This window comes from Pseudomonas sp. LPB0260 (assembly GCF_013388395.1).
This window is the reverse complement of sequence record NZ_CP058247.1, coordinates 521,668-545,336: the sequence shown is the minus strand read 5'-3', so window position 1 is coordinate 545,336 and position 23,669 is coordinate 521,668. Positions and strand designations below refer to the sequence as shown.

Below are 23,669 nucleotides of genomic sequence, written 5' to 3'. Positions count from 1 at the left end.
TAATCAAAACAATCTTCAGGTTATGATTCCAATAAGAGATCGTTATGCTAAATCCGCAATGGCTGCGTACCTTTGTCACGCTCGCCGAGCAGGGCAATTTCACCCGCACCGCCGAGCGTCTGGACCTCACCCAGGCCGCGGTCAGCCAGCATGTGCAGCGTCTCGAGGAGCGCCTGGGCCCGCTGCTGATCCGCCGCCCGCGCCAGCTCGAGCTGACGCCCGCCGGCCACGCCCTGCTCGACTACTGCATGGAGGTCGGTGCCGCCGACCAGCGTTTGCAGCAGCGGCTGTCCGAGGCCGACGCCGAGCAGGGCGAGATCGGCCTGATCAGCCCCGGCAGCATCGGCCTGGCGCTCTACCCGCAGCTGCTGGCGCTGCAGCAGGCGCACCCGGGCCTGAGCATCCGCCATCGCTTCGCCCCGGACCCTGAGGTGCTGGACGCCGTGCTGGAGAACCGCTTCGAACTGGGTCTGGTGACCCTCAAGCCGGACGATCCGCGTCTGAGCGTCAGCCGCTTCGCCGAGGAGCCGCTGGAGCTGGTGGTGCCGGCCGGCGAGCGGGTCCGCGACTGGCGCGATCTCGAGCGCCTCGGCTTTATCGATCACCCGGATGGCCAGGCCATGGCCGGGCGCCTGCTCAGTCGGCGGTTTCCCGGCGCGCCCGGGGTGCGCAGCCTGTCGTGCCGCGGCTTCACCAACCAGATCGGCCTGATCCTCGAGCCGGTGGCCCGCGGCCTGGGATTCACGGTGATTCCGCGCTTCGCCCGCCTGGCCTTCGCCCGGCCAGAGGCCATCCAGGTCATCGAGGGGACGCCTGCGGTGGTCGATAGCCTGTGGCTGCTGCACCGCGCCGAATGGCCGTTATCGGCCCGCGCCGAGCTGCTCCTGCAGCGGATCAAGGCGAGCTTTCCGAGCCTATCGGCTGCAGGCTGATCTGGCACCGCACCTGTCGACCGCGAGTCGAGCCGCGCCGAAGCGAAAGATCGTTGGCCGCTTGCTGTTGAGCTTGCGATTCAAGCGAACGCAGCGGCCTCGGCCGGCGCTGTTCTGGCGAGCGCTACCCGGCATCGATCACCGTCGGCGCTGATCCACGCGGCTCGGGCAATTTGCGACCCTAATGAAATAACCTTCGATAACTGCAGGGGGCGGCGCTTATCTCCCTGTTGTTGCTCTGGCGGAAGAAAGTTGTGGTGGCGGGGCAGGGTGGTGGATACGTTCAAGTTAAAGACTTTGATTGCATATCCCAAGCGCGCATTAGCGATTTATGGACCTAAGATGCGGCGCAAGGCCGAACTGGACTTGCTGGCATCATCTGGGCGCTAGGCTTCATTGATGCAGATCAACAGGAGGGCAAGCTTCCCGTACTAGTCTAAAGGTTACTGGGAATACTCCGGCTTTATGTCAGAGAGGTTTGCTATGCACCCGTTACTGGAGGAACTTCACGTCTACCATCGCGGTGTTTCCGCCACTATCGACCGAATAAAGCAACTGCTGAAAGTGCTTGGCAGTGGCGTGGATGAAGCGGCCGACTGCGAGCAGCTCTACAGGATGCTGGAGTCTCTGCATGGTGAGGCGGAAACAAAACACCATCAGAATGAAGAACTGATTCGTGAGAAGTTGTTGGCAACCGAGGCGCCGCTGCATCAGTGCGTGAGAGATATAGAGCGTGATCATCAAGGGTTCGAGCGAATCGCCAAGCAACTCGGGGCCCTGGAACAATCGGGGCTTAACTCAAAGGAAATAGCCGCTTTCGTCGAGGACTATATTAGGAAGTACTATGACCACATGGATCGCGAGGAGAATATATTCTTTCCGATGGCGGACGAGTGGATCATGGATGAGCAATGGCAGGACATTAAGCAGCACTGGCAACAATAGGATGCCGCGGCCATGGCCGTATGGCTCTGGTTTCAGTAGGTATTTCTGCGCGTGAGATGGTGAACCTGTCTTCCTGCCTGCCGATTGCGCTTGTGCGTGAAACAAGGCTGCCGGCGTTGGCCCGACGGGTCGTTTCAAGGGCGCGACGGGTCTGCCCAGCAGTTTTAGCTTCAAGCTCGCTGAGTGCAGGCCATGGGGCTGATCCAGTCGGGCATCAGTAGCGGCCGAGCGAGAAAGGTGCGCGGCCTCCTGCCATTCGCCTCTCCAGGCCGAGCGTGGGGCCCGCGCCGATGTTCGAGTTCAGGCTCGGAGTAACACGCTTTACCGGAGCGCTGGTGAATCTGGTTCTCGCCCTACTCGTTGCCAGCGCGGCACCGGCCCCCCGGCTGGCCGCGCCATCCAGTCCCGCGACCGACTATTGCCAAGACCGAGCGCGGCCAGCAGCCGCGGCGGCCAGCGCGACGGCGATCAGCAGCAGGGCGACGGCGAAGGTGCTGCGCATGCCGGCGGCGACGGCGGCGGGTTGTGCCATCGTGATGTCGTTCGTGGCTGAGGCGCACGCAAACACCGCACCCATGACGGACGCGCCGGTGATCAGCCCCAGATTGCGCGAGAGGCTGAGCAGTGCGGCGATGACGCCACGTTGCTCATTCCGGATATCGCTCATGACGGCGGTGTTGTTGGCCGCCATGAACAGCGCGTAGCTGGCGGTGGTGAGCAAGATGGGGATGACGTAGCCGGCGACTCCCAGTGTCTCGGGCAACAGGGCGAGCAGGCTGCAGCCGACTGCCATCGCGCAGAGCCCGGCCAGGGTCATCCTCTTTGCACCATGGCGCTCGACGATGAGGCCGGCGGGCACGCCGGCCAGCGCAGCGAGCAACGGGCCGCTGGACAGGGCGAGCCCGACCCCAAGGGCATCGAGCCCGAGCGCCCGCGACAGATAGAAGGGCCCGACGACCAGTGTCGCCATCAGCACAGTCGAGACCAGCATGCTCATGGCCAGGCCGGCGCTCAGCACTGGATCGCGGAGCAGGGCCAGGCGAATCAAGGGCGAGGCCGCGGTGGATTCGACGCGCAGAAACAAGCCGACGCCAACCACGGCTGCCAGCAGCAACGCCATGTTGAGCGGGCCGAAGCCGCCGCGCCCGAGTGTCATGGCGAGCGCGTAGGCCCCGAGCGTCAACGCCAGCAACAGGGTGCCGAGCATGTCGAAACCGCCGCTATCCGCCTGCGGCGCCTGGCGCTCAGCGGGCAGATAGCGATGGGCGAGCAGCAGTGTCAGGCCACCCAGGGGCAGGTTGAGCAGAAAGATCGCCCGCCAGCCAAGTTCGGCGATCAGCACGCCGCCGAGGGACGGCCCTAGTGCGGTGCCAATCGCGGACATGCTGCCGAGTAGCCCCATGACCCGGCCGGTCCTTTCCTTCGCTACCATGTCACCGACCAAGGCCATGGTCAGCGCCATCATGATCGCGGCTCCGAGGCCCTGCAGTGCCCGGCCGGCGATCAGCAGCCAGAACGACGCAGCGACGCCGCACAGCAGCGAGGCCGCCGTGAACAGAAGCACCCCGGCCAGCAGCAGTCGTCGGCGTCCGATGATGTCGCCGAGACGTCCCGCGCCGACAATCAGCGTGGTGATGGCCAGCAGGTAGGCGAGGACGATCCACTGGGCCGCCTGGAAGGAGGCGCCGAACGCCTGGGCCAGCGTCGGCAGGCCGACCGTGGCGATGCTGCTGCCGAGCGAGGCCAGCAACATGGGGAGTGCGAGGCTGACGAGCCTCCAGCGAAACGAAGCGGCCTGTTCGGTGCGTCCCGGGTCTATCTCATCGTGTCTCGCGGTGGTTGGCGTCGACATCCACTTCGTCCCCTCTGGTTGGCCGGCAAACGCTGCTGTCGAAACCATAGGCTTGCGCCTGATAAGGCGGAAGGCGCAGCAGTTGCACTGAATACGTGCGTCCGACGCCATGTCAGCCCGTGGCCGTGCTATGGTCGAGGCATGTCGAATCCCGATTTCAACCTGCTGGTCACCCTGGATGTGTTGCTCGCCGAAGGCAGCGTTGCCCGAGCCGCGCAGCGATTGCGCCTGAGCCCGTCGGCAATGAGCCGGGCGCTGGCGCGACTGCGGGAGACGACCGGAGACCCGTTGCTGGTGCGGGCCGGGCGTGGCCTCGTGCCCACTCCTCGAGCGCTTGAGCTCCGTGAGCAGGTCAGCCAGCTGGTACGGGACACCGGGGCGGTGCTGCGTCCCGTGGAGAATCTCGACCTCGAGCGGCTGTCCCGTACCTTCACGCTGCGCAGCAGCGAGGGCTTCGTGGAGAACTTCGGCCCGGCCCTGATCGCCAGGGTCTGCCAGCAGGCGCCTGGCGTGCGGCTGCGCTTCGTGCATAAGGCGGACAAGGACGGCGCCGCACTTCGCGATGGCAGCGTCGACCTGGAAACCGGTGTGGTGGGTAAGGCGACCGCTCCGGAGTTGCGGGTGCAGGGGCTGTTCCGTGACCGCTTCATCGGCGTCGTGCGCCTGGGACATCCGCTGAGCCAGGGCGAGATTAGCCCCGCGCGCTATGCGGCCGGCCGGCATGTCGCTGTCTCGCGGCGCGGGCTCGACAAGGGGCCGATCGATGAAGCGCTGGAGCCCCTGGGGTTGAAGCGGCAGGTCGTCACGCTGGTCGAGGGTTTCTCGACGGCCTTGGCGCTCGCCAGGGGTTCTGACTTGATCGCCAGTGTTCCCGAACGCCATAGCGGAAACCTGCGCCTCGGTATGCACAGTTTTGCTCTGCCGTTCGCGACGCCGGAGATCAGCGTTGCCTTGCTCTGGCACCCGCGGCTGCATGCCGACCCGGCGCATCGCTGGTTGCGTGGCTGCGTTCGGGAGGTGTGCGCGGAGCAGCTCGGTGAGGCGTCGACGGGAGAATAGGACCGGTAGACTGACGTTGCCCTGTGCGCCGGTCCGCTGCCTGCGTCAGGCGTCGCGCAACAGGTCGTGGGCGTTGAGCAGGTCGTAGGCGATTTCCGGGTGCTTCTCCAGACCGCGGCGAATCGCCGCCGGAATCGCCTGGCGGGTCTTGCGGCAGAGCCCTGGCAGGTCGTCGATACGAATGGCGATGCCGCGCATGCTGCGCACTTCGTTGAAGCCGGGGGCGATTGCCAGGCGGATGCCCAGCTGCTCGTGGAGGCGCCGCTGCATGTGCTCGAGATCGCCCAGGCTCTGAATGTTCTCCAGGCGCTCGAGCAGGCGCTTCTCCTCCTGGCGGGTCAGGCGCAGGATGCGCAGGTCGCTGTCGGGGCTGTCCAGCAACTGTTCGCGCTGGCAGTCGCAGACTCCAGGCGGGCAGGGTTGGCGGATCGGAAAGGAAGGCGTCATGGGCACCGATCATAGCGATCCCGGGGCGCAGTTGCCCATGGGGATCTTGCAGGCCTCGTCCTGCGCCATGAGTGGCGCGTGACTTCGCCGGCGCGCCGGGTGTCGATCGGCCGCATGGCGCCTTCCCCTAGATTTTCAGCCCCTGCTCGCGCAGCCGCTTGTACAGGGTGTTGCGGCTTACGCCCAAGTTGCGCGCCAGGTGCGAGATATTGCCGCCGCAGGCCTGGTACTGGCCGAGCAGATCCTGGTTTTCGCCAGCGCCGGGCGCCTGCTGTTCGAGTGGCTGGGGCGCGCTGGCTGGTTCGGCCGCCGCCGGAGCCTGCTGCAGGTCGTCGAAGAAATCCTCCGGCAGGTGTTCGGCGCGGATCGGCTCATCGTCGGCCATCACCAGGGCTATCTGCAGCACGCTGCTGAGCTGGCGCAGGTTGCCCGGCCAGGGATGGCGCAGGAACAGTGCCTCGACCTCGCGGCTGATGCCCGCCCGTTGGTGGGGTTCGCGGTGGTAGTCCCAGACGCGCTGGAACAGCGCTGCCTTGTCGCTGCGTTCGCGCAGCGGCGGCAGTGCCAGGCTCAGGCCGTTGATCCGGTAGTAGAGGTCCTGACGGAACAGGCCGCTGTCGACGTCCTGGCGCAGCGGGCGGTTGGTGGCGGAGATCAGGCGGATATCCACCGGAAACAGCTCGCAGCTGCCCAGCGGCTGCACGCAACGCTCTTGCAGCACGCGCAGCAGGCGTGCCTGCACCCGCAACGGCATGTCGCCGATCTCGTCGAGAAACAGCGTGCCCTTATGGGCCTTGCGGATCAGGCCGATGCTGCCTTTCTGGTTGGCACCGGTGAATGCGCCTTTCTCGTAGCCGAACAGCTCGGACTCCACCAGTTCGGCGGGGATGGCCGCACAGTTGACCGCGATGAATGCCTGGTTGGCCCTCGAGCTGGCCTGGTGCAGGGCCTTGACGAAGACCTCCTTGCCGACGCCGGTCTCGCCGTGGACAAGGATCGGAATGTCCTTCTCCAGCAGCCGTTCGGCCTGGCGCACGGCCTTGGCCACGCGGGGGTCGCCGAGGTTGATCGAGGCCAGGGTAAAGCCCTTGGCGCGCTCCTCGGCCGGGGCGGCGGGGCGGAAGTCGCGGGCCTGGATCGGCACCGGTTGCTGGGGGCGCTTGAGCTGCGCGTGAAAGCTGAAGCCGCCGCTCGAGCGCAGCTTGAAGGGCTGGGCCTGGGGTTGGTTGAGCAGCCGCTGAAGAGGAATGTCGAACAGGCTGTCGATGTTCACCCGCGCCAGGCCGACGCCGAGCAGGCTGTCGGCGCGACGGTTGGCCGAGACCACCTGGCCCTGCTCGTCGAAGACCAGCAGCCCCGCCCAGGGGCTGTCGAGGTTGTTCAGGCTGGTGTTGAAGGTCAGCTGGAAATAGCGTCCGCTGAACAGGTTGAGGATCAGCCGGTTCTCCACCGACTGGCTCATCATCTTGACCATGCCCAGGGTGTGGGCCGGCGGCAGGTAGCTGTCGCTGGAGACATCCAGCACCGCGATCATCTGCCGTTGCTCGTCGAAGATCGGCGAGGCCGAGCCGGTCATGAAACGGTTGGCCTTGAGGAAGTGTTCGTCGTGCTGGATGTGCACGGCCTGGCCGCAACTGAGGGCGGTGCCGATGGCGTTGGTGCCGGTGAAGCGCTCCAGCCAGCTGGCGCCGGGGCGGAAACCGCTGGCCAGGCTGGGGTCGACGAAGCGCTGGTCGCCCCAGGACTGCAGCAGCTGGCCCTGGTTGTCGGCCAGCATGATCAGGCAGTTGGAGTTGGCGAGGATGTCGCCGTAATAGGGCAGTACTTCGCGCTGGGTGGTCTGCACCAGGGCGTGCTGGCTTTCCAGCAGCGTCGAGACTTCGCCCTTGCCCGGCAGGCCGAAGCTGGGCGTGCTCTGGTGCGTCAGGCCGAAGTCGCGGCAGCGCGACCAGGACTCCTGGATGATGTTGTCATGGGACAGTGAAGAATCCGCTTCGGGCATGCCAAGTGTTCCGTTGTTGTTCTTGTCGTTATCGACTCCGGTCTGTGCCGGGCAGTGGCCAGTGTCGTTGATGACTGTTCAATGTCAACAGCGCGATTGTTCATTTGTTCATCTAACCCTGTTCAGAACTGTTCAGTCGCAAATAGCCCGGCTGTTTCTTGTTTGATAAAGAGCTAATTAAAACAATGGCTTAAGTTGTTTTGATGGATTCTGGCACAAAACTGGCTTTGTTAGCGCAAACGGCTTAATGCCGCAAATGGCACAACAACAAAAGGACAGGCCATGTCGCTTACGCTGGAACATGTCAGCCGTACCGTCGACAACCAGGTGCATATCGACGATGCGTGCCTGAGCTTCGAACCCGGTTCCTTCAATGTCCTGCTGGGTCGCACCCTGGCGGGCAAGACCAGTCTGATGCGCCTGATGGCCGGGCTGGACCGCCCGGACAAGGGGCGCATCCTGATGAATGGTGCGGACGTCACCGGTGTGCCGGTGCGTCAGCGCAACGTCTCGATGGTCTATCAGCAGTTCATCAACTACCCGACCCTGACGGTGTTCGAGAACATCGCCTCGCCGCTGCGCCAGGCCGGCGTGGCCGAGGCCGAAATCATTGACAAGGTCCAGGCGACCGCGCAGATGCTGCGCATCGACGGCCTGCTCAAGCGCTATCCGCTGGAGCTGTCGGGCGGCCAGCAGCAGCGCACGGCCATGGCCCGTGCCCTGGTCAAGGACGCCTCGCTGATCCTGTTCGACGAGCCGCTGGTCAACCTCGACTACAAGCTGCGCGAAGAGCTGCGCCAGGAGATGCGCGAGCTGTTCCAGGCGCGCCACACCATCGCCATCTACGCCACCACCGAGCCGAACGAGGCCCTGGCCCTGGGCGGCACCACCACCATCCTGCATGAGGGGCGGGTGGTGCAGAGCGGCCGCACGGCAGAGGTCTATCACCGGCCACAGCAGGTGCTGGCCGCCGAGCTGTTCTCCGAGCCGGCGATCAACCTCATGCCCGGGCGCATCAGCGAAACCGAGGTGAGCTTCGCCGACGCCGTGCATTTCCCGTTGAACCCGGACCTCAAGGACATCGCCGTGGGCGACTATCGCTTCGGCGTGCGCCCCAGCCATATCGGCCTGGTGCCGTCCAACGACGACGACCTGGAGCTGGCGGTGACCGTCGAGCTGGCGGAGATCAGCGGCTCGGAAACCTTCCTGCACGTGCGCAACGAGCAGTTCGTCCTGGTCCTGCACCTGCCGGGCGTCCATGAGTACGACGTGGACGCGCCGATCCTCATCTACATTCCCACGCACAAACTGTTCGTCTTCGATGCCCAAGGGCAGCTGGTTCAGGCGCCCACCCGGCGCACAGGGAGGAGTGCCTGATGGCCGAGATACGTTTGAAGAACCTAGCGCACAGCTACAGTCGCGAGCCCTCCGGCGCGCAAGACTACGCCATCCGCGAGATGAATCATGTGTGGGAGCAGGGCGGTGCCTATGCGTTGTTGGGGCCTTCGGGCTGCGGCAAGTCGACCCTGCTCAATATCATCTCCGGCCTGCTCAAGCCGTCCCACGGCGAGGTGCTGTTCGACGCCAAAGCGGTCAACGAACTGCCCCCGGAGCAGCGCAACATCGCCCAGGTTTTCCAGTTTCCGGTGGTCTACGACACCATGACGGTGTTCGACAACCTGGCGTTTCCCCTGCGCAACCAGGGCATGGCCGAGCCTCAGGTGATGAGCAAGGTGCATGAGATCGCCGAGGTGCTGGAGCTGCACCCGCTGTTGCACAAGAAGGCGCGCAACCTGACCGCCGACGAGAAGCAGAAGGTCTCCATGGGTCGCGGCCTGGTGCGCGACGACGTCTCGGCGATCCTCTTCGACGAGCCGCTGACCGTCATCGACCCGCACCTGAAGTGGAAGCTGCGGCGCAAGCTCAAGCAGATCCACGAGCAGTTCAACATCACCATGGTCTACGTCACCCACGACCAGCTGGAGGCTTCCACCTTCGCCGACAAGATCGCGGTGATGTACGGCGGCCAGATCGTCCAGTTCGGCACGCCCCGGGAGCTGTTCGAGCGCCCCAGCCACACCTTCGTCGGTTACTTCATCGGCAGCCCGGGGATGAACCTGATCGAGGTCAGCCCCTGCGAGGGCGGCGTGAGCTTCGCTGATACCCAGCTGCCGCTCAGCGCGGCGCTGACCCGCCGACTGGCCGGGATGACCTGGAAGAGCCTCAAGGTCGGCATCCGCCCCGAGTTCGTGCATGTCTGGGACGGCCCCTACGAGGGCGCCCTGCGCGCCGAGGTGCTGCATGTCGAGGACCTGGGGACCTACAAGATCCTCAGCCTGCAACTGGACGGCCAGCCGATCAAGGTGCGCCTGCAGGAGGACCAGCAGGTGCCGCAGAAACAGGCCTATATCAGCTTTCCGGCGCAGTGGCTGATGCTCTACGCCGACGACTATCTGGTCGATGAAGGCCAGCTGGAGGTGGCGCCATGAGCAAGGTGCATAACAACAAGGCCTGGTGGCTGGTGCTGCCGGTGTTCCTGCTGGTGGCGTTCAGCGCCATCGTGCCGATGATGACCGTGGTCAACTACTCGGTGCAGGACATCTTCGACCAGTCCAGCCGCTACTTCGTCGGCGTCGACTGGTTCCGCCAGGTGCTGCAGGACACCCGCCTGCACGACTCGCTGCTGCGCCAGTTCATCTACTCGGGCTGCGTGCTGCTGATCGAAATTCCCTTGGGGATAGGCATCGCCCTGACCATGCCGACCAAGGGGCGCTGGGCCTCGCTGTGTCTGATCCTGATGGCCATCCCGTTGCTGATCCCGTGGAACGTGGTCGGCACCATCTGGCAGATCTTCGGCCGCGCCGACATCGGCCTGCTCGGCTGGAGCCTCAACGAGCTGGGGGTGGACTACAACTACGCTTCCAACACCGCGGACGCCTGGGTCACGGTGCTGATCATGGACGTCTGGCACTGGACTTCCCTGGTGGCGCTGCTCTGCTACTCCGGCCTGCGGGCGATTCCCGACGTCTATTACCAGGCGGCGCGCATCGACCGCGCCTCGGCCTGGGCGGTGTTTCGCCATATCCAGCTGCCGAAGCTCAAGAGCGTGCTGCTGATCGCCGTGATGCTGCGCTTCATGGACAGCTTCATGATCTACACCGAGCCCTTCGTGCTCACCGGCGGCGGGCCGGGCAACGCCACCACCTTCCTCAGTCAGACCCTGACCCAGATGGCGGTCGGCCAGTTCGACCTGGGGCCGGCTGCGGCGTTCTCCCTGGTCTATTTCCTGATCATCCTGCTGGTTTCCTGGCTGTTCTATACCGCCATGACCCACGACGACAAAAACCGCTGAGGCCGACCATGACTATGCGTAAACGCGTGGTGCTGCTGTGCTACCTGCTGTTCCTGCTGGTGCCGATCTACTGGCTGCTGAACATGTCGTTCAAGAGCAACACCGAGATCCTCGGCGGCCTGAGCCTGTGGCCGCACGGCTTCACCCTGGACAACTACCGGGTGATCTTCACCGACCCGAGCTGGTACGAGGGCTACCTCAACTCGCTGTACTACGTCACCCTCAATACCCTGATCTCCCTCAGCGTGGCGTTGCCGGCGGCCTATGCCTTCTCGCGCTACCGCTTCCTCGGCGACAAGCACCTGTTCTTCTGGCTGCTGACCAACCGCATGGCGCCGCCGGCGGTTTTCCTGCTGCCGTTCTTCCAGCTGTATTCCTCGATCGGCCTGTTCGACACCCATATCGCCGTGGCCCTGGCCCATTGCCTGTTCAACGTGCCGCTGGCGGTGTGGATTCTCGAGGGCTTCATGTCCGGGGTGCCCAAGGAGATCGATGAAACGGCCTATATCGACGGCTACAGTTTTCCGAAGTTCTTCGTGAAGATCTTCATTCCGTTGATCGGCTCGGGCATCGGCGTCACCGCGTTCTTCTGCTTCATGTTCTCCTGGGTCGAGCTGCTGCTGGCGCGCACCCTGACCTCGGTGGACGCCAAGCCCATCGTCGCGGTGATGACCCGCACGGTATCGGCCTCCGGCATCGACTGGGGGGTGCTGGCCGCCGCCGGGGTGTTGACCATCCTGCCGGGGATGCTGGTGATCTGGTTCGTTCGCAACCACGTGGCCAAGGGCTTCGCCCTCGGTCGGGTTTAAGGAGAAGGCATATGGATTGGATGGCGTGGACGTTGCCCACCGGCCTGTTCTTCGGCGCGATCGCCGTGCTGCTGGCGGGCATGACGGTCTGGGAAATACGCTCGCCCTGCGTCGAGCGCAAAGGGTTTCTGCCGATCAGCACGACCCGTGGTGATCGGCTGTTTATCGGTCTGCTTGGTAGTGCCTACCTGCACTTGCTGGTGGTAGGCGCGACCGACTGGAGCGTCTGGATAGCCTCGTTGCTGTCTTTGCTGTGGCTGTTTGCAGTGATGCGTTGGGGTTGATGTGTGCTGCAGGCGTCAAGCGCCGTCCGGCGTTGTGGCGTGGCAGTCGTGTTGCCTCTTATAAAACCTGAGATGGAGGTCTCTATGTTCGAAAATAACAACAAAACTCGACGTAGCATGGCGCTGGCCGCCCTGCTGGCGTTGTCCGGGCTCAGTGGTGCGGCCTGGGCGGATGCCTACGAAGAGGCGGCGAAGAAGTGGATAGCCGAGGAGTTCAATCCCTCGACCCTGACCCCGGAACAGCAGCTGGCCGAGCTGCAGTGGTTCATCAAGGCGGCCGAGCCGTTTCGCGGCATGAGCATCAGCGTCGCCTCGGAAACCATCGCCACCCACGAGTACGAGTCCAAGGTCCTGGCCAAGGCGTTCAGCGAGATCACCGGCATCCAGCTCAAGCATGACCTGATGCAGGAAGGCGATGTGGTCGAGAAGCTGCAGACCCAGATGCAGTCCGACAAGAACATCTACGACGGTTACATCAACGACTCCGACCTGATCGGTACCCACTTCCGTTACGGCAAGGCGGTGGCGATCAGTGACATGATGGCCGGCGAGGGCAAGGACTACACCTTGCCGACCCTGGACCTGCCAGACTTCATCGGCACCTCCTTCACCACCGGGCCCGATGGCAAGCTCTATCAGCTGCCCGACCAGCAGTTCGCCAACCTCTACTGGTTCCGCGCCGACTGGTTCGAGCGTCCGGAGCTGAAGGCCAAGTTCAAGGAAATCTACGGCTACGATCTGGGTGTGCCGGTCAACTGGTCGGCCTACGAGGACATCGCCGAGTTCTTCTCGGTGCACGTCAAGGAAATCGACGGCCAGCGCGTCTATGGCCACATGGACTACGGCAAGAAGGACCCGTCTCTGGGCTGGCGCTTCACCGATGCCTGGTTCTCCATGGCCGGTGGTGGCGACAAGGGCTTGCCCAACGGCCTGCCGGTGGACGAGTGGGGCATCCGGGTCGACGGTTGCCGTCCGGTCGGCTCCAGCGTCGCCCGTGGTGGCGACACCAACGGCCCGGCCGCGGTATATGCGACCACCAAGTACGTCGATTGGATGCGCCAGTACGCACCGCCTGAAGCTCAGGGCATGACCTTCTCCGAGGCCGGCCCGGTACCGGCGCAGGGCAGCATTGCCCAGCAGATCTTCTGGTACACCGCCTTCACCGCGGACATGACCAAGGCCGGCCTGCCGGTGGTCAACGAGGACGGCACGCCGAAGTGGCGCATGGCGCCGTCGCCAAAAGGGCCGTACTGGGAAGAGGGCATGAAGCTCGGCTACCAGGACGCCGGTTCCTGGACCTTCCTCAAGTCGACGCCGGAGAAGCAGCGCCTGGCGGCCTGGCTGTACGCCCAGTTCGTCACCTCCAAGACCGTGTCGCTGAAGAAGACCCTGGTCGGCCTGACGCCGATCCGCGAGTCGGACATCCAGTCCCAGGCCATGACCGACGTGGCGCCCAAGCTGGGCGGGCTGGTCGAGTTCTATCGCAGCCCGGCACGGGTGCAGTGGACGCCGACCGGCACCAACGTACCGGACTACCCGCGCCTGGCGCAGCTGTGGTGGCAGTTCATCGCCGAAGCGGCCAGTGGCGACAAGACCCCGCAGCAGGCCCTGGACGGCCTTGCAGCCGCTCAGGACACCATGCTCGGGCGCCTGGAGCGTTCTGGGGTGTTGGGCGAGTGTGGGCCGAAGCTGAACGAAGCGCGTGATCCGCAGTACTGGCTGGACCAGCCGGGAGCGCCGAAGCCGAAGCTGGCAAATGAGAAGCCCAAGGGCGAAACCATCAACTACGACGAGCTGCTGAAGTCCTGGGAGCAAGGTCGTGGCTAAGGTCTAGCCAGGCAATAAAAAACGGCACCCTCGGGTGCCGTTTTTCATGCTGCTTCGCGCTCAGTCGTGCAGGTGTTCCGCCGCGTGCAGGGTGTTCTCCAGCAGGCCGGCGCGGGTCATCGGGCCTACGCCGCCCGGAACCGGGGTGATCCAGCCGGCGCGGGGCAGGGCGGTCTCGTAGACCACGTCGCCGATCAGCTTGCCGTCGTCCTGGCGGTTGATGCCGACGTCGATGACGATGGCGCCCGGCTTGATCCATTCACCCTTCACCAGCCCGGGCTTGCCAGCCGCGACCACGACGATGTCGGCCTGCGCCACATGGGCTGCCAGGTCCTTGGTGAAGCGGTGGGTGATGGTGACGGTGCAGCCACCGAGCAGCAGCTCCATGGCCATCGGTCGGCCGACGATGTTGGAGGCGCCGACGACCACTGCGTGCAGGCCATAGAGGTCGACGCCGGTGCTTTCCAGCAGGGTCATGATGCCCTTCGGCGTGCAGGGGCGTAGCAGCGGCATGCGCTGGGCCAGGCGACCAATGTTGTAGGGGTGGAAGCCATCCACGTCCTTGTCGGGGCGAATACGCTCCAGCAGCAAGGAGGCGTCGAGGTGTTCCGGCAGCGGCAGCTGTACCAGGATGCCGTCGATGCTCGGGTCTTCGTTCAGCCGGTCGATCAGGGCCAGGAGCTCGGCCTGGCTGGTACTGGCCGGCAGATCATAAGCCTGGGAAAGGAAGCCCACTTCTTCACAGTCTTTGCGCTTGTGCGAGACATAGACCTGGGAGGCCGGGTCGCTGCCGACCAGGATCACCGCGAGGCCGGGAGCCCGCAGGCCCTGTTGGCGTCGCTCGGCGACACGTTGGGCGATCTGCAAGCGGAGGCTGGCGGCGATCGCTTTGCCATCGATCAATTGTGCGGTCATTGCGCTTGGTTAACCATTGCAAAGGATTGAAAAAGGACGCGCATTCTCGCATGGCGAAACGGTACGGCAAAGGCGCCAGCCCAGGAATTTCGCGTAACCCCTTTATCTCGCTGAATTTTTTTTGATTTTAGTGTTGACGACCCATGGTCGCCTCTATAACATGCGCCCCGCTTGTCGAGCACAGCCAGTCGCTGGGTAAGACGGCAAAAGCAGCGGTCGAAAGATTGCCGCCGAAGCCGAAAGCTTTAAGTCTGCGCTTGCAGATGGATAGGCGCCCGTAGCTCAGCTGGATAGAGCATCCGCCTTCTAAGCGGATGGTCGCAGGTTCGAGTCCTGCCGGGCGTGCCATTTGGCAGCTTTGGCACAAGCAAAAGTAATATGGTGGGCGTAGCTCAGTTGGTAGAGCACAGGATTGTGGCTCCTGGTGTCGTGGGTTCGATTCCCATCGTCCACCCCATATTCCAGAACGCCAGGCCAAAAGCCTGGCGTTTTTGTTTTATAGTCTGACCACGCGGACGTGGTGAAATTGGTAGACACACCAGATTTAGGTTCTGGCGCCGCAAGGTGTGAGAGTTCGAGTCTCTCCGTCCGCACCATCTTCTTTCCCTCCCGATTGCCGCCTGCATCTAGGGTGACTTCTGCAAATTGACCCTCTAGAATGCATGCCCTTGATCTGGGGCCGGAAACGGCCGGCTTATGTCTGTGCAACGAGGAATATCCATGCAAGTTTCTGTTGAAAGCACTTCTGCTCTTGAGCGCCGCATGACCGTCGGCGTTCCCGTCGAGCGCATCGAGACTGAAGTCAACAAGCGTCTGCAGCAGACTGCCCGTCGTGCCAAGGTTCCTGGCTTCCGCCCCGGCAAAGTGCCGATGAGCGTGATTCGCCAGCGCTATGAAGCCTCGGCGCGTCAGGAAGCCCTGGGTGACCTGATCCAGGAAACCTTCTATGAAGCCGTTGTCGAGCAGAAGCTGAACCCTGCCGGCGCGCCGGCCGTCGAGCCGAAGACCTTCGAGAAGGGCAAGGACCTGGAGTACGTGGCCACCTTCGAGGTGTTCCCGGAGTTCGAGGTTCAGGGTTTCGAGTCGATCGCAGTCGAGCGTCTGCAGGCCGAAGTGGCTGATGCCGATCTGGACAACATGCTGGACATCCTGCGCAAGCAGAACACTCGCTTCGAAGTCGTCGAGCGCGCCGCCGAAAATGGCGACCAGCTGAACATCGACTTCGTCGGCAAGATCGAAGGCGAAGCCTTCGCCGGCGGTTCCGCCAAGGCGACTCAGCTGGTGCTCGGTTCCGGCCGCATGATCCCTGGTTTCGAGGACGCCCTGATCGGCGCCAAGGCTGGTGAAGAGCGTGTGATCAATCCGACCTTCCCCGAGGATTACCAGAACCTGGATCTGGCCGGCAAAGTGGCCGAGTTCACCGTGACGGTGAACAGCGTGTCCGCGCCGCAGCTGCCTGAGCTGAATGAAGAGTTCTTCGCGCAGTTCGGCGTGAAGGAGGGCGGTCTCGAAGGTTTCCGCACCGAAGTTCGCAAGAATATGGAGCGCGAGCTGCGTCAGGCCATCAAGTCCAAGGTGAAGAACCAGGTCATGGACGGTCTGCTGGCTGCCAACCCGATCGAGGTGCCGAAGGCGCTGCTGGGTAACGAGGTCAACCGCCTGCGCGTTCAGGCCGTCCAGCAGTTCGGTGGCAACATCAAGCCCGAGCAGCTGCCGGCTGAGCTGTTCGAAGAGCAGGCCAAGCGCCGCGTGGTGCTGGGCCTGATCGTCGCCGAGGTGGTCAAGCAGTTCGAGCTGAAGCCGGACGAAGAGCGCGTGCGCGAGCTGATCCAGGAGATGGCTTCGGCTTATCAGGAGCCCGAGCAGGTTGTGGCCTGGTACTACAAGAACGACCAGCAGATGAACGAAGTGCGTTCGGTTGTGCTGGAAGAGCAAGTTGTAGATACTGTTTTGCAGAAGGCCAACGTGACCGATAAATCGGTCTCTTACGAAGAAGCTGTCAAGCCGGCGGAAGCGCCCAAAGCCGACTGATTCTTTACCTCGTTCGAACACGCCATAAGCCAGCCTCCGCGCTGGCTTATGCGTATTTGTGACATGACTATTTAGGGAGCGAGTGCAAGACATGTCCCGCAATCCTTTTATGCAACACATGCCTGATATTCAAGCGGCCGGCGGCCTGGTGCCGATGGTGATCGAGCAGTCGGCCCGCGGTGAGCGCGCCTACGACATCTATTCGCGCCTGCTCAAGGAGCGGGTGATCTTCCTGATCGGTCCGGTCGAAGACTACATGGCCAACCTGGTTGCCGCTCAGCTGCTGTTCCTCGAGGCTGAGAACCCGGACAAGGATATCCACCTGTACATCAACTCCCCGGGTGGCTCGGTTACCGCGGGCATGTCGATCTACGACACCATGCAGTTCATCAAGCCGGATGTTTCCACCATCTGTATCGGTCAGGCATGCAGCATGGGTGCTCTGCTGCTGGCTGGCGGCGCTGCAGGCAAGCGCTATTGCCTGCCGCACTCGCGGATGATGATTCACCAGCCGCTGGGCGGATTCCAGGGCCAGGCCTCGGACATCGAGATCCACGCCCGCGAGATCCTGACCATTCGCGAGCGCCTGAACAAGATTCTTGCCGACCACACCGGTCAGCCGATCGAGGTGATCGCCCGCGACACTGATCGTGACAATTTCATGAGCGGTGAAGACGCGGTGAAGTATCGCCTGATCGATCAGGTGCTGAGCAAGCGTCAGCTGGCGGGCTAAGCGGCTTAACCAGGCAGCGGCAGGAGATCCCGGCCGCTGCGCGGGCTTGAAAACGCCCGCATTTGCCTTCATCTTGTGTTTCAAGCCTACCGTATTGGATTGATCGAATGACTGATACCCGCAACGGCGAGGACAACGGCAAGCTGCTTTATTGCTCCTTCTGCGGCAAGAGCCAGCACGAAGTGCGCAAATTGATTGCCGGCCCCTCTGTCTTTATCTGCGACGAGTGCGTCGACCTGTGCAACGACATCATCCGCGAGGAGGTGCAGGAAGCCCAGGCCGAGAGCAGCGCGCACAAGCTGCCTGCGCCAAAGGAGATCAGCACCATCCTGGATCAGTATGTGATCGGTCAGGAGCGTGCGAAGAAGGTCTTGTCGGTGGCGGTATACAACCACTACAAGCGTCTCAACCAGCGTGACAAGAAGGATGACGTCGAGCTGGGCAAGAGCAACATCCTGCTGATCGGTCCGACCGGCTCGGGTAAAACCTTGCTCGCCGAGACCCTGGCACGCCTGCTCAATGTGCCGTTCACCATCGCCGATGCCACCACCCTCACCGAGGCGGGTTATGTCGGGGAAGATGTCGAGAACATCATCCAGAAGCTGCTGCAGAAGTGCGACTACGATGTAGAGAAGGCCCAGATGGGCATCGTATACATCGACGAGATCGACAAGATCTCGCGCAAGTCCGACAACCCCTCGATCACCCGCGATGTTTCCGGTGAGGGCGTGCAGCAGGCTCTGCTGAAACTGATCGAAGGCACGGTCGCTTCGGTGCCTCCGCAGGGGGGGCGAAAGCATCCGCAGCAGGAGTTCCTGCAGGTCGATACACGCAACATTCTGTTCATCTGTGGCGGTGCCTTCTCCGGCCTCGAGAAGGTCATCCAGGGGCGTTCGACCAAGGGTGGCATCGGCTTCAATGCCGAGGTGCGCAGCAAGGACCTGGGTAAGAAGGTCGGCGAGTCGCTGCGCGAGGTCGAGCCTGATGACCTGGTGAAGTTCGGTCTGATTCCGGAGTTCGTCGGCCGTCTGCCGGTCATCGCGACGCTGGAAGAGCTGGACGAGGCGGCGCTGATGCAGATTCTGACCGAGCCGAAGAACGCTCTGACCAAGCAGTACGCCAAGCTGTTCGAGATGGAAGGGGTCGAGCTGGAGTTCCGTCCGGACGCCCTGAAAGCAGTCTCGCACAAGGCGCTGGAGCGCAAGACCGGGGCCCGTGGCCTGCGTTCGATTCTCGAAGGTATCCTGCTCGACACCATGTACGAGATCCCTTCGCAGTCGGAAGTCAGCAAGGTGGTGATCGACGAAAGCGTCATCGACGGTTCGTCCAAGCCGCTGCTGATCTACGAGAACAGCGAGCCGCCTGCCAAGGCTGCGCCTGACGCGTGATCGTTTCATCCTGAATGCAAAGGGGCCTGCGGGCCCCTTTGCATTTCCGGTGCTAACGCTTGTTTTTTGCTGGGGCTACCCCCATCTTAGGGCCAAGGGTAATCCCAACTGTTTACGGCCGTATGGCCGCCGTAGAGCCGAAATCATGAAGACAACCATCGAATTGCCTCTCCTGCCGCTGCGCGATGTCGTGGTCTATCCGCACATGGTGATCCCGCTTTTCGTCGGGCGCGAGAAATCCATCGAAGCCCTCGAGGCGGCGATGACCGGGGAGAAGCAGATCCTGCTGCTCGCCCAGAAGAACCCCGCGGATGATGATCCGGGTGAGGAGGGGCTCTACCGGGTCGGCACCGTCGCGACGGTGCTGCAGTTGTTGAAGCTGCCGGATGGCACGGTCAAGGTGCTGGTCGAAGGCGAGCAGCGCGGCGAGATCGAGCGCTTCATCGAGGCCGATGGCCATTGCCGCGCCGAGGTACAGCTGCTCGACGAGGTGGAGGCCGCCGAGCGCGAGTCCGAGGTCTTCGTGCGCAGCCTGCTCAGCCAGTTCGAGCAGTATGTGCAGCTCGGCAAGAAGGTGCCGGCCGAGGTGCTGTCGTCGCTCAACAGCATCGACGAGCCCAGCCGCCTGGTCGACACCATGGCGGCGCACATGGCGCTGAAGATCGAGCAGAAGCAGGAAATCCTGGAGATCACCGACCTGTCCGCGCGGGTCGAGCACGTGCTGGCCCTGCTGGATGCAGAGATCGACCTGCTGCAGGTGGAAAAACGCATCCGCGGCCGGGTTAAGAAGCAGATGGAGCGCAGCCAGCGCGAGTACTACCTGAATGAGCAGATGAAGGCCATTCAGAAGGAGCTCGGCGACATCGACGAAGGCCACAGCGAGCTGGACGAGCTGAAAAAGCGCATCGAGAGCGCCGGGCTGACCAAGGAGGCCTACGACAAGGCCCAGACCGAGCTAAACAAGCTCAAGCAGATGTCGCCGATGTCGGCCGAAGCCACCGTGGTGCGTTCGTATATCGACTGGCTGGTTAATGTGCCGTGGAAGGCGCATAGCAAGGTGCGTCTGGACCTCGCTCGGGCTGAGGCCATTCTCAATGCCGACCATTACGGGTTGGAAGAGGTCAAGGAGCGCATCCTCGAGTACCTCGCCGTGCAGAAGCGGGTGAAGAAGATCAAGGGGCCGGTGCTCTGCCTGGTCGGGCCGCCGGGGGTGGGCAAGACGTCCCTGGCCGAGTCCATTGCCCATTCGACCAACCGCAAGTTCGTGCGCATGGCCCTGGGTGGCGTGCGGGACGAGGCGGAGATCCGCGGTCACCGTCGTACCTATATCGGCTCGATGCCCGGTCGTCTGATCCAGAAGATGACCAAGGTGGGCGTGCGCAATCCGCTGTTCTTGCTCGATGAGATCGACAAGATGGGGCAGGACATGCGTGGCGACCCTGCCTCGGCGCTGCTAGAGGTGCTCGATCCGGAGCAGAATCACAATTTCAACGACCATTACCTGGAGGTCGATTACGACCTCTCCGACGTGATGTTCCTCTGCACCGCCAACTCCATGAACATCCCGGCGCCCCTGCTGGATCGCATGGAAGTGATTCGCCTACCCGGCTACACCGAGGACGAGAAGGTCAATATCGCCATCAAGTACCTGGCGCCGAAGCAGATCCAGGCCAATGGCCTGAAGAAAGGCGAGTTGGCGTTCGAGGAGGCGGCGATCCGCGACATCATTCGTTACTACACCCGCGAGGCGGGTGTGCGCAGTCTTGAGCGACAGATCGCCAAGGTCTGCCGTCGGGCGGTGAAGGAGCATGCGCGCGAGAAGCGCTTCGAGGTCGTGGTGACCGCCGAGTCGCTGGAGCACTTCCTCGGGGTGCGCAAGCATCGCTATGGCCTGGCCGAGCAGGAGGATCAGATCGGTCAGGTGACCGGGCTGGCCTGGACCCAGGTGGGGGGAGAGCTGCTGACCATCGAGGCGGCGGTGGTGCCTGGCAAGGGCCAGTTGATCAAAACTGGCTCGCTGGGCGATGTGATGGTGGAATCGATTACCGCCGCGCAGACCGTGGTACGCAGTCGGGCCAAGAGCCTGGGCGTGGCGCTGGATTTCTATGAGAAGCGGGACATTCATATCCACATGCCGGAGGGCGCGACGCCCAAGGATGGTCCCAGTGCAGGCGTGGGCATGTGCACCGCGCTGGTCTCGGCGCTGACCCAGATCCCGGTGCGCGCGGATGTGGCCATGACCGGCGAAATCACCCTGCGCGGTCAGGTTCTCGCTATTGGCGGCCTAAAGGAAAAGTTGCTGGCGGCACACCGCGGCGGAATCAAAACTGTGATCATTCCCGAAGAAAATGTGCGGGACTTGAAAGAAATTCCAGAAAATATAAAGCAGGACCTGCAGATTAAGCCGGTTAAATGGATTGACGAAGTCCTGCAAATTGCGCTGCAATACGCCCCGGAGCCCTTGCCCGATGCGGCTCCCGAGCTGGTTGCAAAGGATGAGAAGCGCGATTCTGACTCCAAGGAGCGAATCAGCACGCATTAGCCGGGGGGCTTCCTTGACACAATTTTAGGGCCCTTGTTATAAAGCGGCTCTTATTGTGTCGGCACGCCACCCAGCACCCGCTTTGCTTACACTAAAAATCAAGAAACAAACTCAACAGAAATTAAGGGGACTTAAGAGTGAACAAGTCGGAACTGATCGATGCCATCGCTGCATCTGCTGATATCCCGAAAGCTGTTGCCGGCCGTGCGCTGGATGCAGTGATTGAATCCGTCACCGGTGCTCTCAAGGCTGGCGACTCCGTTGTACTGGTTGGTTTCGGCACTTTCGCAGTCAAGGAGCGCGCCGCTCGCACCGGCCGCAACCCGCAGACCGGTAAGCCGATCAGCATCGCCGCCGCTAAGATCCCAGGTTTCAAAGCTGGCAAAGCCCTGAAAGACGCCGTCAACTAAGCGTCCTTCGGGCCTTGCCCTACCAGGTCGGCCGTGAGGTTGATCTGGCAGCGGAGCGGTAACCGGCTGCTTGGATGCCGGTCTGTCACCCGGGGTTCGCAGGTTCGAGCCCCGTTCGCTCCGCCAGTTACGCGAAGGCGCATCCTAGGATGCGCCTTTCTTCTATCCGGATATTACCCACGCTGCGCGGCTGCTTGTTTTAGTACAGCCGTTCTGGGGGACGCATGCTGCAGAACATCAGGGACAACTCACAGGGTTGGATCGCCAAAACCATTATCGGCCTCATCGTCGTGCTGCTGGCATTTACCGGCGTCGAGGCCATTTTCACCAGTACCAGCAACAGTCAGAATGCCGCCGAGGTCAACGGCGAGAAGGTCAGCTTGAATCAGCTGGTACAGGCGGTCGAGATGCAGCGCCGTCAGTTGCTGCAGCAGCTCGGCAAGGACTTCGACGCCTCCTTGCTGGACGAGAAGCTGCTGCGCGAGGCGGCGCTGAAGGGGCTGATCGAGCGCACCTTGCTGCTTCAGGCTGCTGGCGATGCCGACTTTGCCTTCTCCGAGCAGGCGCTTGACCAGCTGATCCTGCAAACGCCGGAATTCCAGGTCGAGGGCAAGTTCAGCGCAGAGCGTTTCGATCAGGTCATTCGCCAGCTGGGCTACAGCCGCCTGCAGTTCCGCCAGATGCTGGCGCAGGAAATGCTCATCGGTCAGTTGCGTGCGGGACTTGCCGGCAGCGCTTTCGTCACCGATGCCCAGGTCGAGGCGTTTGCCCGTCTGGAGAAGCAGACCCGTGATTTCGCCATGCTGAAGGTGCCGGCCGATACCGCGGCGGTGCAGTTGAGCGAAGATGACGTCAAGGCGTACTACGAAGCCCAGGCGGCGCAGTTCATGAGCCCGGAGCAGGTAGTCCTGGAGTATGTCGAGCTGACCAAGGATGCCTTCTTCGAACAGGTCGAGGTGTCTGACGAGGATCTGCAGAGCGCCTACCAGAGCGAGATCGCCAACCTGGCTGAGCAGCGCCGGGCCGCGCATATCCTGGTAGAGGTGAGCGATTCGCTAAGCGATGAGCAGGCCAAGGCCAAGATCGAGGGCGTGCAGAAGCGTCTGCAGCAGGGCGAAGATTTCGCGGCGCTGGCCAAAGAGTTTTCCGATGACCTGGGCTCGGCCGGCGAGGGTGGTGATCTGGGCTATGCCGGGCAGGGTGTTTACGACCCGGCCTTCGAGGAAGCGCTGTATGCGCTGGGCGAGAATCAGGTCTCGGCGCCGGTACGCAGCGAGTTCGGCTGGCACTTGATCAAGCTGTTGGGCGTGCAGGCACCTGAGGTGCCGAGCCTTGCCAGCCTGAAAGATAAGCTGGTGCGGGACTTGAAGGCCCGGCAGGTCGAGCAGCGTTTCGTCGAAGCCGCCAAGCAACTTGAAGACCTGGCCTTCGAGGCTTCCGACCTGGATCAGCCGGCGGAGGAGTTGGGGCTTGAGATCAAGACCAGCGAGGCCTTCGGTCGCGAGGGCGGCGAAGGACTGACCGCCAACCGCCAGGTCATTCAGGCAGCGTTCAGTGAGGACGCGCTGGAAGACGGGCGCAACAGCAGCACCATTGAGCTCGACCCCAATACGGTCGTTGTGGTGCGTGTCAAAGAGCACAAGAAGCCCGAGCAGTTGGCGTTGGATCAGGTGTCCGACAGCATCCGTGCGCACCTGACTCAGGTTCGCGCCAGCGAGGCGGCGAAAGCCAAGGGTGAGGAGCTGTTGGCGGCGTTGCGCGACGGCCAGACGCCGGCTGAGCAGGCCCAGACCTGGCAACCGGTCGAGGCGGCCACACGCAGCCAGGAAGGCGTCGAGCCATCGGTGCTGCAGGCGGTGTTCCGCATGCCCAAGCCCGTCGATGCAGGGCAGCCGACTTTTGCCGGCGTAGGCCTCGGCAATGGCGACTTCGTGCTGATTCGCCTCAGTGGCGTGAGCGAGCCCCAGGAGCCCTTGGCGGACGAGGAGAAGTCCATGTATCGGCAGTTCCTGGCGTCGCGCAGCGGCCAGCAGGACTTCGCCGCGTTCCGCAAGCAGCTGGAAGCCCGGGCGGATATCGAGCGATTCTGATAGCCGACCGACAATAAAAAAGCCCGCGAAAGCGGGCTTTTTTATTGTCGG

The 23,669-nt window shown here is 62.9% G+C and carries 19 protein-coding genes and 3 tRNA genes; 18 read left to right on the top strand and 4 right to left on the bottom strand.

Translation table 11 applies throughout. From position 1 onward, the window contains the following. Positions 1–44 precede the first annotated feature (44 nt). Together LPB260_RS02310 and LPB260_RS02305 are read left to right on the top strand one after the other, a co-directional pair. The gene (locus LPB260_RS02310) at positions 45–932 is read left to right on the top strand and encodes a LysR family transcriptional regulator (RefSeq protein ID WP_208707032.1); all 888 of its coding nucleotides are present in this window, start codon (positions 45–47) and stop codon (positions 930–932) included. A gap of 483 nt (positions 933–1,415) precedes the next feature. Continuing rightward, a complete protein-coding gene (locus LPB260_RS02305; RefSeq protein WP_208707031.1) occupies positions 1,416–1,877 on the top strand; it encodes a hemerythrin domain-containing protein in 462 nt (153 codons plus the stop codon). 415 nt (positions 1,878–2,292) lie between these two features. Here the strand turns inward: LPB260_RS02305 and LPB260_RS02300 are convergent, their stop codons facing one another. Next, positions 2,293–3,729, bottom strand: coding sequence for an MFS transporter (locus tag LPB260_RS02300; RefSeq protein WP_208707030.1), 1,437 nt, complete (start codon positions 3,727–3,729; stop codon positions 2,293–2,295). Positions 3,730–3,870: 141 nt separating this feature from the next. Between LPB260_RS02300 and LPB260_RS02295 the strand changes: the two genes are divergently transcribed. After that, entirely contained in the window at positions 3,871–4,788 is a 918-nt protein-coding gene (locus LPB260_RS02295; RefSeq protein WP_208707029.1) for a LysR family transcriptional regulator, read from the top strand. A 45-nt stretch (positions 4,789–4,833) separates the two neighbouring features. Here LPB260_RS02295 and LPB260_RS02290 read toward each other — a convergent pair whose 3' ends face one another. Further along, positions 4,834–5,235 carry a hypothetical protein gene (locus LPB260_RS02290; protein WP_208707028.1) on the bottom strand — a complete coding sequence of 134 codons (402 nt, stop codon included), beginning with the start codon at positions 5,233–5,235 and terminating at the stop codon, positions 4,834–4,836. Between the two features lie 127 nt (positions 5,236–5,362). Beyond that, positions 5,363–7,237: a sigma-54-dependent Fis family transcriptional regulator gene (locus LPB260_RS02285; protein WP_208707027.1), complete on the bottom strand. Its 1,875-nt coding sequence runs from the start codon at positions 7,235–7,237 to the stop codon at positions 5,363–5,365. 282 nt (positions 7,238–7,519) lie between these two features. Between LPB260_RS02285 and LPB260_RS02280 the strand changes: the two genes are divergently transcribed. The 6 genes from LPB260_RS02280 to LPB260_RS02255 all read left to right on the top strand — a co-directional run bounded on the left by LPB260_RS02280 (position 7,520) and on the right by LPB260_RS02255 (position 13,509). Next, on the top strand, positions 7,520–8,614 hold the full coding sequence (locus tag LPB260_RS02280) for an ABC transporter ATP-binding protein (RefSeq protein ID WP_208707026.1): 1,095 nt from the start codon (positions 7,520–7,522) through the stop codon (positions 8,612–8,614). Continuing rightward, positions 8,614–9,726, top strand: a complete 1,113-nt coding sequence (locus LPB260_RS02275) for an ABC transporter ATP-binding protein (protein WP_208707025.1) — start codon at positions 8,614–8,616, stop codon at positions 9,724–9,726. Before LPB260_RS02280 ends, LPB260_RS02275 begins: the two co-directional genes overlap by 1 nt. Further along, positions 9,723–10,589: a carbohydrate ABC transporter permease gene (locus tag LPB260_RS02270; RefSeq protein ID WP_208707024.1), complete on the top strand. Its 867-nt coding sequence runs from the start codon at positions 9,723–9,725 to the stop codon at positions 10,587–10,589. The genes LPB260_RS02275 and LPB260_RS02270 overlap by 4 nt, the downstream gene beginning before the upstream one ends. Positions 10,590–10,597: 8 nt before the next feature. Further along, positions 10,598–11,398: a carbohydrate ABC transporter permease gene (locus LPB260_RS02265; RefSeq protein WP_208707023.1), complete on the top strand. Its 801-nt coding sequence runs from the start codon at positions 10,598–10,600 to the stop codon at positions 11,396–11,398. Positions 11,399–11,409: 11 nt separating this feature from the next. After that, entirely contained in the window at positions 11,410–11,682 is a 273-nt protein-coding gene (locus tag LPB260_RS02260; RefSeq protein ID WP_208707022.1) for a DUF2160 domain-containing protein, read from the top strand. An 84-nt stretch (positions 11,683–11,766) separates the two neighbouring features. After that, entirely contained in the window at positions 11,767–13,509 is a 1,743-nt protein-coding gene (locus tag LPB260_RS02255) for an ABC transporter substrate-binding protein (protein ID WP_208707021.1), read from the top strand. Positions 13,510–13,569: 60 nt separating this feature from the next. On the opposite strand, the gene folD is transcribed toward LPB260_RS02255, so the two are convergent. Further along, a complete protein-coding gene (gene folD / locus LPB260_RS02250; RefSeq protein ID WP_208707020.1) occupies positions 13,570–14,424 on the bottom strand; it encodes a bifunctional methylenetetrahydrofolate dehydrogenase/methenyltetrahydrofolate cyclohydrolase FolD in 855 nt (284 codons plus the stop codon). Positions 14,425–14,695: 271 nt separating this feature from the next. Here folD and LPB260_RS02245 point away from each other — a divergent pair. The 9 genes from LPB260_RS02245 (at position 14,696) to LPB260_RS02205 (ending at position 23,618) form a co-directional block, all read left to right on the top strand. Further along, positions 14,696–14,772 (top strand) — tRNA-Arg (locus tag LPB260_RS02245). Between the two features lie 33 nt (positions 14,773–14,805). Then, positions 14,806–14,881: transfer RNA gene (locus tag LPB260_RS02240), tRNA-His, on the top strand. Positions 14,882–14,935: 54 nt separating this feature from the next. Beyond that, positions 14,936–15,020, top strand: a tRNA-Leu gene (locus LPB260_RS02235). Between the two features lie 124 nt (positions 15,021–15,144). Continuing rightward, a complete protein-coding gene (gene tig, locus LPB260_RS02230; RefSeq protein WP_208707019.1) occupies positions 15,145–16,455 on the top strand; it encodes a trigger factor in 1,311 nt (436 codons plus the stop codon). 91 nt (positions 16,456–16,546) lie between these two features. Then, on the top strand, positions 16,547–17,188 hold the full coding sequence (clpP, locus tag LPB260_RS02225) for an ATP-dependent Clp endopeptidase proteolytic subunit ClpP (protein WP_208707018.1): 642 nt from the start codon (positions 16,547–16,549) through the stop codon (positions 17,186–17,188). A 107-nt stretch (positions 17,189–17,295) separates the two neighbouring features. Next, on the top strand, positions 17,296–18,576 hold the full coding sequence (clpX, locus tag LPB260_RS02220; protein WP_208707017.1) for an ATP-dependent Clp protease ATP-binding subunit ClpX: 1,281 nt from the start codon (positions 17,296–17,298) through the stop codon (positions 18,574–18,576). A 145-nt stretch (positions 18,577–18,721) separates the two neighbouring features. Then, a complete protein-coding gene (gene lon, locus LPB260_RS02215; protein WP_208707016.1) occupies positions 18,722–21,118 on the top strand; it encodes an endopeptidase La in 2,397 nt (798 codons plus the stop codon). 137 nt (positions 21,119–21,255) lie between these two features. Further along, entirely contained in the window at positions 21,256–21,528 is a 273-nt protein-coding gene (gene hupB / locus LPB260_RS02210) for a nucleoid-associated protein HU-beta (protein ID WP_003239952.1), read from the top strand. A gap of 224 nt (positions 21,529–21,752) precedes the next feature. After that, entirely contained in the window at positions 21,753–23,618 is a 1,866-nt protein-coding gene (locus LPB260_RS02205) for a SurA N-terminal domain-containing protein (protein WP_208707015.1), read from the top strand. The last annotated feature ends 51 nt before the right edge of the window (positions 23,619–23,669 follow it).

Coding starts and splice junctions, on each gene's coding strand:
- LPB260_RS02295 (WP_208707029.1), top strand. CDS start 3,871: ATGTCGAATCCCGATTTCAACCTGCTGGTCACCCTGGATGTGTTGCTC.
- clpP (WP_208707018.1), top strand. CDS start 16,547: ATGTCCCGCAATCCTTTTATGCAACACATGCCTGATATTCAAGCGGCC.
- LPB260_RS02285 (WP_208707027.1), bottom strand. CDS start 7,237: ATGCCCGAAGCGGATTCTTCACTGTCCCATGACAACATCATCCAGGAG.
- tig (WP_208707019.1), top strand. CDS start 15,145: ATGCAAGTTTCTGTTGAAAGCACTTCTGCTCTTGAGCGCCGCATGACC.
- lon (WP_208707016.1), top strand. CDS start 18,722: ATGAAGACAACCATCGAATTGCCTCTCCTGCCGCTGCGCGATGTCGTG.
- LPB260_RS02300 (WP_208707030.1), bottom strand. CDS start 3,729: ATGTCGACGCCAACCACCGCGAGACACGATGAGATAGACCCGGGACGC.
- LPB260_RS02255 (WP_208707021.1), top strand. CDS start 11,767: ATGTTCGAAAATAACAACAAAACTCGACGTAGCATGGCGCTGGCCGCC.
- LPB260_RS02310 (WP_208707032.1), top strand. CDS start 45: ATGCTAAATCCGCAATGGCTGCGTACCTTTGTCACGCTCGCCGAGCAG.
- LPB260_RS02290 (WP_208707028.1), bottom strand. CDS start 5,235: ATGACGCCTTCCTTTCCGATCCGCCAACCCTGCCCGCCTGGAGTCTGC.
- folD (WP_208707020.1), bottom strand. CDS start 14,424: ATGACCGCACAATTGATCGATGGCAAAGCGATCGCCGCCAGCCTCCGC.
- LPB260_RS02305 (WP_208707031.1), top strand. CDS start 1,416: ATGCACCCGTTACTGGAGGAACTTCACGTCTACCATCGCGGTGTTTCC.
- LPB260_RS02265 (WP_208707023.1), top strand. CDS start 10,598: ATGACTATGCGTAAACGCGTGGTGCTGCTGTGCTACCTGCTGTTCCTG.
- LPB260_RS02260 (WP_208707022.1), top strand. CDS start 11,410: ATGGATTGGATGGCGTGGACGTTGCCCACCGGCCTGTTCTTCGGCGCG.
- LPB260_RS02270 (WP_208707024.1), top strand. CDS start 9,723: ATGAGCAAGGTGCATAACAACAAGGCCTGGTGGCTGGTGCTGCCGGTG.
- LPB260_RS02280 (WP_208707026.1), top strand. CDS start 7,520: ATGTCGCTTACGCTGGAACATGTCAGCCGTACCGTCGACAACCAGGTG.
- LPB260_RS02275 (WP_208707025.1), top strand. CDS start 8,614: ATGGCCGAGATACGTTTGAAGAACCTAGCGCACAGCTACAGTCGCGAG.
- LPB260_RS02205 (WP_208707015.1), top strand. CDS start 21,753: ATGCTGCAGAACATCAGGGACAACTCACAGGGTTGGATCGCCAAAACC.
- clpX (WP_208707017.1), top strand. CDS start 17,296: ATGACTGATACCCGCAACGGCGAGGACAACGGCAAGCTGCTTTATTGC.